The sequence below is a fragment of the Rhodococcus opacus B4 genome (assembly GCF_000010805.1).
In the GTDB taxonomy this organism is placed as follows: Bacteria; Actinomycetota; Actinomycetes; order Mycobacteriales; family Mycobacteriaceae; genus Rhodococcus_F; species Rhodococcus_F opacus_C.
In genome coordinates this window covers 1,884,473-1,897,325 of the sequence record NC_012522.1, presented here as the reverse complement: position 1 = coordinate 1,897,325, position 12,853 = coordinate 1,884,473, and the positions used below count along the sequence as shown (strand labels likewise).

The window sequence follows — 12,853 nt, the reverse complement described above, 5'->3', positions numbered from 1 at the left end:
ACCACACGAGGGGAAGGCCCCGAATGTCCGAACTGATACTGACCGAGCGCCCGCGGCCGGGCGTTCTGCTGATCCGCCTGAATCGCGCGGACGCCCTGAATGCGATGAACGTCGAACTCGTGGAGGCGCTGCACAGAGTGCTCGCCGACGTCCGCCACGACTCCGGGACCCGCGCGATCGTGCTGACCGGAAACGGGCGGGCGTTCTGCGCGGGAATCGATCTGCGCGGCTACGGCACCCCGCCCGGCGCGGTCGAGGGCGAGGGCCGGGCGCAGGCGGGCATGCGTGTACAGCAGCACATCGCCTCGCTCGTCGAGGCGTTCCGCGGCGCCAGGCCGCCGGTGGTCGCCGCGATCAACGGCGCCGCCGCGGGAGGTGGGATGGCGTTGGCACTGATGGCCGACGTCCGGATCATGGCCGACACCGCCGCGTTGCATGCGTCGTTCATCAACCGCGGACAGTCCAGCTGCGACATCGGCGTCAGCTGGTTGCTGCCCCGGATGATCGGATTCTCCAGGGCGGCAGAGATTCTCCTCACCGGCCGCCCCGTCGACGCAGCCGAGTGCGAGCGCGTGGGCATCGTGTCGTCGGTCGAACCGGCGGAGCGACTGCTGGACGCGGCGCTGGACACCGCCGAGAACATCGCGCGCAACAGCCCGTTCGGCGTGTGGATGACCAAGGAGGTGATGTGGTCCAACCTCGAGGTCCCGAGCCTGCGCGCCGCGATCGACCTGGAGAACCGGACCCAGATCCTCGCCGCCATGACCAAGGACCACCGCGAAGCCGTGTACTCGTTTCTCGAGAAGCGCCCGCCGGTCTATCGGAACCACTGAAAGACGACAGCTGTGACGAATCGAGACAGGGACGGGGGTCGACGGTGAAGGTCGGTATCGCCGCGGGTTATTGGGGCTCCGGTCCGCCGCGCAACGTCGAACGGATGCTCGCCGAAGCCGAGGCGCTCGGCGTGGACAGCTTCTGGACGGCGGAAACCTACGGGTCGGACGCGCTGACGCCGCTCGCCTGGTGGGGATCGCGCACCTCCACCATCAAGCTCGGGACCGCGGTCTGTCAGATGTCGGCCCGGACGCCGACCGCGCTGGCGATGGCGGCGCAGACGGTCGACCACCTCAGCGGGGGCCGGGTGATCGTCGGTATCGGCGCCTCGGGCCCGCAGGTGGTCGAGGGCTGGTACGGGCAACCGTATCCGCGCCCGCTCGAGCGGACCCGTGAGTACGTCGAGATCATGCGTGCGGTGTGGGCCCGGGAGAAGCCGGTGACTTATCAGGGACGGCACTACCAGCTCCCGCTGGACGGTGGCAGTGGTCTCGGAAAGCCGTTGAAGTCGATCGTTCACCCGCTGCGCGAGGACATCCCGGTGTACCTCGGAGCCGAGGGACCGAAGAACGTCGCGCTCGCCGCGGAGATCGCGGACGGCTGGACCCCACTGTGGTTCTCGCCCAAGAGCGACGAGTTCTACCGCGCCGCCCTGGCCGAGGGGTTCGCCCGTGACGGGGCACGCCGAACGCCGTCGGATTTCGAGATCGCCAACGTGTGCTGGCTGATCGAGAACGACGACGTGGAAAAGGCGGCGGCCAAGATCAAACCCGTCGTCGCGTTGTATGCCGGCGGAATGGGCGCGAAAGGCGCCAATTTCCACAACGACGTGTTCACCCGCATGGGCTGGGCCGATGCCTGCGCCGAGATCCAGGATCTGTATCTGCGCGGTCGGCCCGATCTCGCCGCGCAGGCGGTCCCGACCGAGATGGTCGAGGACGTCGCGCTGGTCGGGCCCGCCGACAAGATCTGCGAGGACATCGTGAACCGCTGGAAGCCCACCTGCCTGACGACGCTGATCCTCGGCGGCTGGCCCAGGCCCGAGAACCGGGAACGCATCCTCGAGGCGGTGATGTCATGACACTCGATCCGCGCACCCCGATCCTCGTCGGAGGCGGGCAGATCAACGAGCGGAGCGGGGGAGTGGAACCCGTCGACCTCATCGTCGCGGCGGCCCGTGCGGCCGCCGCCGAGGCGGGATCGTCGCGTCTGCTCGGACTCGTCGACTCCGTCCGGCTGATCGGCATGCTGTCGTGGCGGTACCGGGACCCGGGCGCCCTGGTCGGCGAACGCATCGGCGCGGCCGTCCGGCACACCGGGTACACCGGCAGCGGCGGCAGCGGACCGCAGGTTCTCGTCAACCAGGCCGCCGAGGACATCGCGGCGGGCCGGGCCGACGTGGTCCTGGTGGGCGGCGCCGAGTCGTGGCGGACCCGAATGAAGCTGCGGTCTCAGGGCATTCGCCCGGAGTGGACGGTTCAGGACGAGTCGGTTCCCTCCGCCGAGATCCTGGTTCCCGAGGTTCCGATGGTCTTCGACGGTCAGGCCAGGATCGGCCTCGACCGGCCGGCGTACGTGTACCCGCTCTTCGAACAGGCACTCCGGATCTCGGCGGGACGGTCGGTGGACGATCACCGCGCGGCGATCGGCGCCCTCTGGTCGGGGTTCAGCAAGGTGGCGTCGACGAACCCGCACGCCTGGTCCGGTCGTGAATACACGGCCGAGGAGATCGTCACGCCGTCCGAGGACAATCGGTGGATCAGCCGGCCGTACACCAAGCTGTTGAACTCCAACAACATGGTCGAGCAGGGCGCCGCACTGCTGCTCTGCTCGGTCGAGGTCGCCACCCGCCTCGGGATCGCCCGCGACACCTGGGTCTACCCGCAGGCGGGCACCGAGGCGCACGACACGTACGACATCTCCGAGCGGGAGGCGCTCGACCGGTCGCCGGCCATCCGGATCGCCGGGGCCCGTGCGCTGGAACTGTCGGGAATCGGGCGGGACGACGTCGCGCACGTGGACGTGTATTCGTGCTTCCCGTCGGCCGTCCAGGTCGCGGCGGCCGAGTTGGGTCTGCCCCTCGACGATCCCGGCCGGCCGCTGACGCTCACCGGCGGCCTCACCTTCGCGGGTGGTCCGTGGAACAACTACAGCACGCACGCGATCGCCACGCTCGCGACCCGGCTGCGCGAGGCGCCGGGAACGTACGGGCTGATCACGGCGAACGGCGGTTATCTCACCAAGCATGCGTTCGGTGTGTATCGGACCGAGCCGCCGCGCAGCGGTTTCCGGCGTCAGGACGTTCAGACCGAGGTCGATGCGCAGCCGGCCACGCGAGCGCTCACGAGCTATGAGGGATCCGGCTCGATCGAGTCCTGGACGGTGGTGCACGGCCGGGACGGCGCCCCGGAGCGCGGCTTCGTCGCGGTGCGGACCGGCACCGGCGAACGCACACTGGCCGCGACGACGGAGGTGGACGCGCTGACCCGGTTGATCAGCGCCGACGTCGCGCGGGACACGGCGGCCGTCGCGGCCGACGGCACGTTCCGGTTCGCCGACGATTGACGCGGGTTTACCTAACGACATAAGGTATTGGCAGTGAGAGCGTCCGCCGTGAGGCGTGAGGGCCTCACGGAGGAAAGGAGTTCGAATGTCTGTCGAAGACTTCCGCGAACTGTACGAGCGACACGTCGGATACGTGGTGTCCGGAGACATGAAAGCCGCCCTGGCCGACATGGTGCAGGAGAATCTGCCCGCCGTATTCGACGGCGTCACCGTTCCGCGCGGCGACGTCGACGGGTTCGAGATCAAAGATGTCCGGGCCGACGGTGACCGGCGCATCGGCGAGACGGTGTACACGACGCCGAAGGGCGTCATCGGCCTGCGCTCGATCTGGGAGCGCCACGACGGCCGCTGGCTGGCCGCGGCGCTCGAGAACTTCCCCGCGGACGAAGGGCAGCCCGCATGACGGACGAACCGTGGGGACCGTCCGCCGACGGCCTCGACCAACCCTATTGGGACGGTCTCACCGAGGGTGAGCTGCGCCTCCAACGGTGCGGCAACTGTAAGACCTGGATCTGGGGACCGCAATGGGTCTGCGGATCCTGCCACACCCTCGACCCGAACTGGGAGTCCGTGACGCCCGCCGGGACCGTGTACAGCTGGTCGCGTAGCTGGTACCCGTTCATCACCGAACTGGCCGACCAGGTCCCGTACGTGACGGTGCTCGTGGAACTTCCCGGGGCCGGGCACCGCCGGGTACTCGGAATCCTCACCGGCGACGACACCGACGCCATCCGCATCGGCGACCCGGTCGTCGGGCACATCGAACACGACGAAGGCGCGACCTGGCCGCTGCTGCGCTGGCGTCGATCCACGGAAGGAGCGCAGGCATGAGTGCACTCGCCATGCGTGGAGCGGCCGCCGTGGTCGGCGTGTCCGAACTCCACTACCGCCGCGGCGAAGCGCCCGCGGGTGAGCTGAGGCTGACCCTCGAGGCCATCCTCGCCGCGTGCTCGGACGCCGGCATCTCGCCGCGCGAGCTGGACGGGTTCGTGTCGTACGCGGGCGGTGGGCACGACGGCGCCGTGATCGGCGGTGCCCTGGGCGTCGACGACGTCCGGTGGTCGAACATGATGTGGGGCGGCGGCGGCGGGACGGTCGCCGCCGCGGTCAACAACGCCGCCGTTGCGATCGCGGCGGGGCAGGCCGAGTGCGTCGTCGTCTACCGCGCCATGGCGCAGGCGGACACCGGACGGCTCGGATATGCGAAATACCACTACGGTCCGCACTTCCTCGCGCACGGCGTCGGCTCGCCCGCCCAGGTCTGCGCATTGCGGACACAGCGACTGCTCGAGCACGACGGGGTGCCGCGGGAGACGATGCGGGCACTCGTGCTCGCGGCGTACCGGCACGCCCAGAACAACCCGACCGCGCAGGGCTACGGCAAGCCGCTCGACGAGGCGACGTACGAGTCGTCCCGGCTGATCACCGAGCCGTTCCACCTGTACGACTGCTCGCGGGAGAGCGACGGCGCCGTTGCGCTGGTGCTGGTCTCCGCCGCGCGTGCGAAGTCGCTGCGACCGGATCCCGCGTACGTTCTTGCGGGAGCCCAGGGCGCACCGGGCGGCTACTCCTCACTCATCGACAACGACGACCAGTACGCGACAGCGGGTTTCGCGGGCGCCGCCGGGCGTCCGGGCGTCGCGGACCGGCTCTGGGCCGCCGCCGGCCTCGGGCCCGACGACGTCGACGTCGTCCAGGTGTACGAGAACTTCAGCGGGCCCGCCGTCGCCGCGCTCATCGACCACGGCCTGGCACCGTCCGGTCCCGCCGCCGGCGAGGTCCTCACCGTCGACAACCTCACCGCGGGCGTGGGCAAGCTCCCCGTGAACACGAGCGGCGGCAACATCGCCGACTCGTTCGTCAACGGAATGGGCCTCGCGGTCGAGGCGGTGCGGCAGATCCGGGGCACGTCCACCAATCCGGTGGCGCACGCCAAGACGTCGCTGTTCATCGGCGGTCCGATGGCGCCGCTCGTCAGTTCGACGCTCTTCGCCCACGAAGACGTGCTGTAGCACCACCGACTCTGTGAGAAGGATCGACATGGACAACAAGACTGTGGACCGCGACGCGCTGTTCATCGGTGGCCGTTGGGTCGCCCCGCAGGAGGGTGCGACCGTCGACGTCGTCGAAGCTGCCACGGAGAAGGTGCTCGGACGTTCGGCCGTCGCCTCCGCCGCCGACATCGACGCCGCCGTCTCCGCCGCACGCGACGCACTCCGCGGTCCGTGGGGACAGCTCGACAACCGTGCTCGCGCAGACGTTCTCGATGCATTCGCGTCTGCCCTGAAGAAGCGTGGTCGCGACACGGCGACCCTGGTGAGCCGCGAGAACGGAATGCCGATCTCACTCTCCGCCGGGGTCAACGGATTCGGCCCGGCCGCCATGATCCGCTACTACGCCGCGCTCGTCCGCGAGGCTGCGCCGGAGGACGTCCGTCCCAGCGCGTTCGGCGGGCGCACCGTGGTCCGGCGGGAGCCGGTGGGTGTCGTCGCCGCGATCACACCGTGGAACTACCCGCAGCCGCTCGCCGCGATGAAGATCGCGCCCGCGCTCGCGGCCGGGTGCACCGTGATTCTCAAGGCGGCTCCCGAAACCGCGCTCGACGCGTTCGCGTTCGCCGATGCCGCCGAGGAGGCGGGTCTGCCTGCCGGCGTCCTGAACATCGTGCCCGCGGGCCGCGAGGCGAGCGCGTACCTGGTGCAGCATCCCGGGGTCGACAAGGTCGCGTTCACCGGTTCGACCGCGGCGGGACGAGCAATCGGCGAGGTGTGTGGCAGGCTGCTGCGCCCCGTCACGCTCGAACTCGGTGGCAAGTCCGCTGCGATCGTGGCAGCCGACGCCGACCTGTCCGTCTTCGCCGCGAACCTCGCCGAGGTGTCGCTGGTGAACAACGGCCAGACCTGCCACGCGAGCACCCGGATCCTCGCCCCCCGTGCCCGGTACGCCGACGTCGTCGAGGCCGTCACCGAGACCGTCCGCGGACTGGTCGTCGGTGATCCACTCGACAAGGCCACCGCGATCGGGCCGCTGGTCAGCGCCGCTCAGCGCGAGCGCGTGCTCGGGTACATCGAGGACGGACGCAGTGCGGGCTACCGCATCACGACGGGTGGAGGAGCACCGGATTCGCAGCCGCTCGGCTGGTTCGTCGAGCCGACGGTGTTCGTGGACGTGGACAACTCCGCCCGCATCGCCCAGGAAGAGATCTTCGGCCCCGTCCTCACGATCACCCCTTATGCGGACGAGGACGAGGCCGTCGCGATCGCCAACGACTCCGAATACGGCCTGGGCGGCACGGTCTGGACCGCCGACGAGGAGCACGGCCTCGCGCTGGCCGCCCGGATCCACAGCGGGACCGTCGGCGTCAACCACTACGCCCTCGACCTCGACGCGCCGTTCGGCGGCGTCAAATCCTCCGGACTCGGACGCGAACTCGGTCCGGAAGGCCTGAACCCGTATTTCGCGACGAAGTCCGTCTACTTCGGAACACGCTGAACACAAACGCTTTTCATCGACTATCAGATCTGATCGAACGGAGCAGGCGATGACGCTACCGCTGACCGGTATCCGCGTACTGGACCTCACCGACGGCCTCGGTGAGTCGTGTGGCCGGTACCTCGCCGACCTCGGCGCACAGGTGACGAAGGTGGAAGGTCCGGGAGGTGCGCGCTCACGCCGCGCCGAACCGGTGGTGGACGGCGTCAGCATCCCGTTCGCGCTGCGCAACGCGAACAAGCGGGGGATCGTCGTGGACCTCGACGATCCCGCAGGCCGGGACCGGCTCCGCGAACTCGCGACGGAATCCGACATTCTGGTGGAATCGCACGCGCCGGGGTGGCTGAGCGAACGGGGGGTGGGCGCGGCCGAACTCTCCGCTCTCGCACCGGCGCTGGTGTGCGTGTCGGTCACGCCGTTCGGGCAGACCGGGCCGTACCGGGACTGGGTGGCCACGGAGCAGGTGCTCTACGCACTGAGTGGCGTGCTGTCCCGCTCGGGTGCTCCCGGAGCCGAACCCCTGCTTCCTCCCGCCGGCCTGGTGGAGGAGACCGTGGGGATGCACGCGGCCTGGTCGGCGTTGCTCGCGTTCTACGGCCGCCTCCGGACCGGTCAGGGTCAAGTTGTCGATCTGTCCGCGTTCGAAGCGCTCGTCCACGGCTTCGACCCCGGATTCGGCACACAGGGTTCCGCCGCGGCGGGACGCTCGGACGACTTCCCCCGGGGGCGGCCGGACGCGTCGAACTTCTATCCGGTGTTCCCCTGCGCCGACGGCTACGTACGGATCTGCCTGCTGGCCAGGCGGCAGTGGCGGGGCATGTTCGAATGGCTCGGCGAGCCCGCAGAATTCGCCGACCCGAAGTACGACACCATCCCGGCCCGCTTCGCCGCCGCGGGCGCCCTGCACCCCCTCATCGAGGCGCTCTTCGCGACCCGCACCCGCGACCAACTGGTCGCGGAGGGTGCGGCCAGGGGAGTGCCGGTCGGCGGTGTGCTCTCGCTCGGGGAAGTCCTGACGACCGAGCACTTCGACGTGTCCGGTGCACTCGCGGACGTGGAGATCGCCACCGGGGTGCACGCCCGCGTTCCGACGGGATACGTGTCGATCGACGGCGCACGCGTCGGAATGAGGACCCCGGCGCCCGAGGTCGGGGAACACGACGCCGTGCCCGCGGCGACGAGGGAGAACCCCACTCGTGCGGGGCTCGGGAACCCGCAGCCGGGCACTCGCCCCCTCGACGGCCTTCGCGTCCTCGACCTGGGCGTGATCGTCTTCGGCGCCGAACTCAGCCGGCAGTTCGCCGACTACGGCGCCGACGTCGTCAAGGTCGAGAACGCCAAGTTCCCCGACGGGCTCCGCCAGTCGAAGCGGGGTGCGGCGCTGGCCGCGTCCGTCGCCTGGGGGCACCGCAACAAGCGCAGCCTCGGTCTGGACCTGCGCAGCCCGGGGGGCCGGGACGTGTTCCGTCGCCTCGTCGTCGAAGCCGATGTGGTGCTGGCCAATTTCAAGCCCGGCACACTCGCGTCGATGGGTCTGTCGTACGACGAACTCGCCGCCCTCAACCCGCGCATCATCGTGTCCGAGAGCAGCGCGTTCGGCAGCACCGGGCCGTGGAACAACCGACTCGGGTACGGCCCGCTGGTGCGTGCCGCGTGCGGTGTGTCCGCGCTGTGGCGGTACCCCGAGAACGAGGACCTGCTCTGTGACGGCTCGACCGTCTACCCCGACCACATCGCGGCGCACGTCACGGCGATCGCGGTGCTCGCAGCGCTGATCCAGCGGACCCGCACGGGTCGGGGCGCGGCGCTCGAGGTGGCGCAGGCGGATACCGCGCTCGTCCAGCTCGGTGCCCAACTCGTCACCGAATCGCTGCGTCCGGGCACCGTCGCCGCGCCCGGCAACTCCGACCCGTTCGCTGCGCCTGCCGGGGTGTTCGCCTGCGCGGGTGACGACGAGTGGTGCGTCGTGTCGGTCCGGGACGACGACGACTGGGTGCAACTGTGCGGAGTCATCGGCCGCCCCGAATTGGCGGACGTTCCGGCATTCCGCACACGGGCCGAGCGGATCCGGAATCGCGCCGACGTCGACGACGTGCTGGACGAGTGGCTGCGGACGCAGACTCCCGCACAGGCGGTCGCGGCGTTGCAGGCAGCCGGAGTGCCCGCCGGCATGATGCTGCGACTTCCCGAACTGCTCACCGACCCGCACCTGGCGGCCCGCGACGCCTACACGCTCACCCATCACGACCTGCTGCCCAAGGCGCTGCCCACGGCAGCCCGCGTCGCGCGCTTCTCGGCCATTTCCGATCCGCCGTTGCGGCAGGCCCCGGTCGCCGGGCAGCACAGCCGGGAGATCTGCGAGGACGTGCTGCGCATGACGACCGACGAAGTGGATCGCCTGGTGGCGGAGGCAGTCCTGCAGCCGCCCGTCGAGGAACCGGCACCGGTCTCCGAGACCGCCGCCGCGCTTCGGTGACGCGAACGGTTCAGGGCAGGACCGGTTTCAGGGCAGGGGCGGTTTCAGGGCGGGGGCGCCACGGGATGGTAGGCGGGAGCCACGGCCGTCTTGAACGACGACGTTGGACACGTTCGGCCCGGGTGGTCACTGAGACTCGTGCAGTTGCACGACGAGATCGGATCGCGAACTGACGGTGGCGTACTCGACTCCCGGGCGGGTCATCCCGCCCTGCCCGGTCTCCGTGACGAACGCGGAGCCTGCCGTCCCGTCGTCGACCGCCGGAATTACGCTTCCGACAGCGTCTTTCGCCTCGCGGTGCGCGGCGAGAAAATTCAGCATTCCGTAGGCGCTGATGCCGTTGGTGGCGGGAGCGACCCCGATCATGGTGCCGATCTTCGACTCTCCACCGAGATGGTTGATGAAGTACAGCGGCACGAGTCCGCCCTGGGAGTGCCGACGAGATCGACCCGGTCCGCACCGGTAGCGGCGAGCACCGTCTCGACGAAATCGCCGACCTGCCGGGCGGACACGCGCATGTCACCCGTCTGATGGAACGGGCCGGCGTCCGGTCCGCCGTAGTCCAGGCCGAAGACGCAGTAGCCGTCGGCTTTCAGCTGGGGGGAGTACATCGCCCAGTTGGCATAGCTGTTCTCGAATGTTCCATTGACGAGGACGACGGGCCGCGGATGAGCGGCGTCCGGCCTGCACGAGAAATCGTTCATGCCCTGCGGGATCGCGTCGGGGTGCTCGATGGAATAGGCCCACGCGGCAGGCCAGTTCGTTTGCGGCGGACCTTCGGGAGCTCGGTGGGGGGCCCCGCCGGCCGCACTCATCTCGTCCGACTCCTCCACCGCGGCCGATTTACCTATTCAGTGTAGTTCCCGGGCCGGTGCGCGCGGGGTGGGAACGGCGAAGAAGGGGTGCGGCGAATATTTCTTCGCCGCACCCCTTCTTGCCGGAATCGTTCAGGCCTTCATCAGGTCTCGATGGATGATTTCCTTCATGATCTCGTTGGTGCCACCGTAGATCCGCTGGATCCGCGCGTCGATGTACGCCTTCGCGACCGGGTACTCCATCATGTAGCCGTAACCGCCGTGGAACTGCACTCCGGCATCGATCACGCGACCCTGCAGTTCCGTGGCCCACAGCTTGGCCTTGGCGGCGTCCACGGCGGTGAGGGTGCCCGCATTGTGCTCACGCACGCACCGGTCGATATAGGCGCGGGACACCTCGACGGCCGTCTGCAGTTCGGCGAGGGTGAAGCCGAGGCCCTGAAACTCCCCGACCCGCTTGCCGAAGGCCGTGCGCTCCTTGACGTAGTCGAGCGTCCACCCGAGCACCGCCTCCGCGGACACCTGCGCGGCGATGCCGATACCGAGCCGTTCGAGGGGAAGGCTCTGCATCAGGTATGCGAAGCCCGAACCGACCTCGCCGAGCAGGTTCTCCTTCGGGACGCGGACGTCCTCGAAGAACAACTCGGCGGTGTCCTGCGCGTGCAGACCCAGCTTGTCGAGCTTGCGGCCCCGGGCGAATCCCGGCGTCCCGTCCTCGACGACGAAGAGGCTGAATCCGCGGGAACCGGCAGCGGAATCGGTCTTCGCGAACACGATCACCAGGTCGGCGAGAATGCCGCTGGTGATGAAGGTCTTGGACCCGTTGATCACCCAGGTGTCGCCGTCGGCGACGGCAGTGGTCTGGATGGCGCGCAGGTCGCTGCCCGCGGCAGGCTCACTCATCGCGATCGCACCGATCGTCTCGCCGGTGACGAATCCGGGCAACCAGCGGCGTCGCTGCTCCTCGTTGGCGTGCCGGAGCAGGTAGTTCAGAACGATGTCGTCGTTCGTCGAGAACCCGGACTGCAGGGCCGACGCGCCGACGCGGGCGATCTCCTGCTGGATCACGACGCGGAAGCGGTAGTCGAGTTCGCCCGGGCCGCCGAACTCCTCGGGAACGGTGAGCCCGAGCAGGCCCTGGCGACCTGCGGCCAACCAGGTCTCGCGATCGATCAGGCGATCCGCGTCCCATTTCTCGAGCTGGGGAACGACGTGCTTGTCGACGAATCCGCGGACGGATTCGCGGAACAGTTTGTGGTCCTGATCGAAGAGATCGCTCTGCATGCTTTCCTCCTGCGGCGGGGCGCCCGCCGGGCGCCCCGCACATCATGTGTTGTCGGTTAGTTCGTTGCCAGCAGTTTCTGGGTTTCGCGACGGAACACCTGATTGGCGACCTCGTTCTGGCCCAACACCATCCGTCCGGCGTTGGCGCTCGTCATGCCGTGCTGGGAGTCCCGCAGGAGCGGGAAGTCCTCGGCGTGCAGAACTGCGAGCAGAATCTCCCAGTTCTTGTTCCACAGGCGGGTCCACTTCTCCTCGGTCATCTCGGTGTCCGCGACCGGCGGCACGATCAGGCGCATCTCCATGCGGCAGCGCTGCGGATCGGTGGGGTGCGGACGGAACGTGAGGAGCTGGAAGTGATCCGGCTGCCGCAGCAGGGTGCTATTGGGCAGCAGGAAGTGGGTTTCCGTGATGTCCTTGGCCAGGCTGCGGTCGCCGGGATCCTCCTCGATCCACCGGTCGATCGACTTGCGCGGCGCGATGAAACGGCAGTGCCTGCCGAAGTCCTCGAACGCCATCACGTTGGTGTGGATGTGCTTGGCCGCGGTGTTGGGGTGGGCGTACTGGATGTGGTAGCCGTCGAGGAAGGCGTCCTGCATGATCTTCCAGTTGACCGGCTCGTCGAACCCTTCGGCCTGGAAGGCGATCTTCGAACCGAGGTCGTAGCCGGAGAGGATCGTGTCCATCTCCTCGCCGAGCCAGCCCGCCACGTCGATCTCGGCGTTCGCCTCGTCCACCACCCAGATGAACCCGTGACGCTCCTCGGTCGGCAGTTCCACCAGGCCCATGTTCGTGGTGTCGGTCTCGCCGAAGGTGTTGTCGCGGGTGATCGTCCGCAGGGAGCCGTCCGTGTCGTACGACCACCGGTGGTACGGGCAGGAGAAGAGGCGGCAGCGGCCCTTCTCCTCCTTCTCGAGGAGGGCGCCCCGGTGCCTGCAGAGGTTGACGAACGTCTTGACGCCGCCGTCGCGCTGGCGGACGACGATGATGTTGTTCCGCGGCATCTGCAGGGTGAAGAAGTCGCCGGAGCGGGGGATCTCCGAGCCGTGCGCGACGATCGAGGGAACCCGGCCGAAGATGAGGTCGCGTTCCTGCTTGGCCACGGCCGGATCGGTGAACTCCTCCGGCTGGAACCAGGTGATGTGCTCGAACTCGTCCGTCGTGTCGTTGCGCAGGTGATCCAGGGCCCGGCGAATGCGTTCCTCGCGGGGTGCTCCGACCTCGGTCATTGCGTTTCCTCCAGTGTCGTGCGGAGTCGATGGGCCGGCGTGGTCGCCGCTTCCCGCCACCGTCTCCGAGTGCGGTGTGGATCGACCCCATAAATCTAACTCACATAGATTTATGTGTAAACCCTCGCAGGTCCGGCCGTTGCGGGTTTAATCAATGAACA

The 12,853-nt window shown here is 68.8% G+C and carries 12 protein-coding genes; 8 read left to right on the top strand and 4 right to left on the bottom strand.

Features of this window, described 5'->3' with window-relative positions:
• Positions 1–23 precede the first annotated feature (23 nt).
• The 8 genes from ROP_RS08905 (at position 24) to ROP_RS08870 (ending at position 9,367) form a co-directional block, all read left to right on the top strand.
• Positions 24–833, top strand: coding sequence for an enoyl-CoA hydratase-related protein (locus ROP_RS08905; protein WP_012688995.1), 810 nt, complete (start codon positions 24–26; stop codon positions 831–833).
• A gap of 44 nt (positions 834–877) precedes the next feature.
• Positions 878–1,915: an LLM class F420-dependent oxidoreductase gene (locus ROP_RS08900; protein ID WP_012688994.1), complete on the top strand. Its 1,038-nt coding sequence runs from the start codon at positions 878–880 to the stop codon at positions 1,913–1,915.
• The gene (locus ROP_RS08895; protein WP_012688993.1) at positions 1,912–3,399 is read left to right on the top strand and encodes an acetyl-CoA acetyltransferase; all 1,488 of its coding nucleotides are present in this window, start codon (positions 1,912–1,914) and stop codon (positions 3,397–3,399) included. Before ROP_RS08900 ends, ROP_RS08895 begins: the two co-directional genes overlap by 4 nt.
• Positions 3,400–3,484: 85 nt before the next feature.
• Complete coding sequence (locus tag ROP_RS08890) at positions 3,485–3,802, top strand: hypothetical protein (RefSeq protein WP_043824450.1); 318 nt, start codon at positions 3,485–3,487, stop codon at positions 3,800–3,802.
• Positions 3,799–4,230, top strand: coding sequence for a Zn-ribbon domain-containing OB-fold protein (locus ROP_RS08885; protein WP_012688991.1), 432 nt, complete (start codon positions 3,799–3,801; stop codon positions 4,228–4,230). The genes ROP_RS08890 and ROP_RS08885 overlap by 4 nt, the downstream gene beginning before the upstream one ends.
• Positions 4,227–5,411: a thiolase C-terminal domain-containing protein gene (locus tag ROP_RS08880; RefSeq protein ID WP_012688990.1), complete on the top strand. Its 1,185-nt coding sequence runs from the start codon at positions 4,227–4,229 to the stop codon at positions 5,409–5,411. The genes ROP_RS08885 and ROP_RS08880 overlap by 4 nt, the downstream gene beginning before the upstream one ends.
• A gap of 28 nt (positions 5,412–5,439) precedes the next feature.
• A complete protein-coding gene (locus tag ROP_RS08875) occupies positions 5,440–6,891 on the top strand; it encodes an aldehyde dehydrogenase (RefSeq protein WP_043824449.1) in 1,452 nt (483 codons plus the stop codon).
• A gap of 49 nt (positions 6,892–6,940) precedes the next feature.
• The gene (locus tag ROP_RS08870) at positions 6,941–9,367 is read left to right on the top strand and encodes a CaiB/BaiF CoA transferase family protein (protein WP_012688988.1); all 2,427 of its coding nucleotides are present in this window, start codon (positions 6,941–6,943) and stop codon (positions 9,365–9,367) included.
• 126 nt (positions 9,368–9,493) lie between these two features.
• Here the strand turns inward: ROP_RS08870 and ROP_RS08865 are convergent, their stop codons facing one another.
• The 4 genes from ROP_RS08865 to ROP_RS08850 form a co-directional block, all read right to left on the bottom strand.
• Positions 9,494–9,733, bottom strand: coding sequence for a hypothetical protein (locus tag ROP_RS08865; protein ID WP_231868873.1), 240 nt, complete (start codon positions 9,731–9,733; stop codon positions 9,494–9,496).
• Positions 9,730–10,182, bottom strand: a complete 453-nt coding sequence (locus ROP_RS08860) for an esterase/lipase family protein (RefSeq protein WP_012688986.1) — start codon at positions 10,180–10,182, stop codon at positions 9,730–9,732. The genes ROP_RS08865 and ROP_RS08860 overlap by 4 nt, the downstream gene beginning before the upstream one ends.
• Positions 10,183–10,314: 132 nt before the next feature.
• Positions 10,315–11,466 (bottom strand): acyl-CoA dehydrogenase family protein, encoded by a 1,152-nt coding sequence (locus tag ROP_RS08855; protein WP_012688985.1) that lies wholly within the window; start codon positions 11,464–11,466, stop codon positions 10,315–10,317.
• Between the two features lie 56 nt (positions 11,467–11,522).
• Positions 11,523–12,692, bottom strand: a complete 1,170-nt coding sequence (locus ROP_RS08850; RefSeq protein ID WP_012688984.1) for an aromatic ring-hydroxylating oxygenase subunit alpha — start codon at positions 12,690–12,692, stop codon at positions 11,523–11,525.
• Positions 12,693–12,853: the final 161 nt, after the last annotated feature.

Coding starts and splice junctions, on each gene's coding strand:
- ROP_RS08905 (WP_012688995.1), top strand. CDS start 24: ATGTCCGAACTGATACTGACCGAGCGCCCGCGGCCGGGCGTTCTGCTG.
- ROP_RS08895 (WP_012688993.1), top strand. CDS start 1,912: ATGACACTCGATCCGCGCACCCCGATCCTCGTCGGAGGCGGGCAGATC.
- ROP_RS08890 (WP_043824450.1), top strand. CDS start 3,485: ATGTCTGTCGAAGACTTCCGCGAACTGTACGAGCGACACGTCGGATAC.
- ROP_RS08885 (WP_012688991.1), top strand. CDS start 3,799: ATGACGGACGAACCGTGGGGACCGTCCGCCGACGGCCTCGACCAACCC.
- ROP_RS08880 (WP_012688990.1), top strand. CDS start 4,227: ATGAGTGCACTCGCCATGCGTGGAGCGGCCGCCGTGGTCGGCGTGTCC.
- ROP_RS08875 (WP_043824449.1), top strand. CDS start 5,440: ATGGACAACAAGACTGTGGACCGCGACGCGCTGTTCATCGGTGGCCGT.
- ROP_RS08870 (WP_012688988.1), top strand. CDS start 6,941: ATGACGCTACCGCTGACCGGTATCCGCGTACTGGACCTCACCGACGGC.
- ROP_RS08865 (WP_231868873.1), bottom strand. CDS start 9,733: ATGATCGGGGTCGCTCCCGCCACCAACGGCATCAGCGCCTACGGAATG.
- ROP_RS08860 (WP_012688986.1), bottom strand. CDS start 10,182: ATGAGTGCGGCCGGCGGGGCCCCCCACCGAGCTCCCGAAGGTCCGCCG.
- ROP_RS08855 (WP_012688985.1), bottom strand. CDS start 11,466: ATGCAGAGCGATCTCTTCGATCAGGACCACAAACTGTTCCGCGAATCC.
- ROP_RS08850 (WP_012688984.1), bottom strand. CDS start 12,692: ATGACCGAGGTCGGAGCACCCCGCGAGGAACGCATTCGCCGGGCCCTG.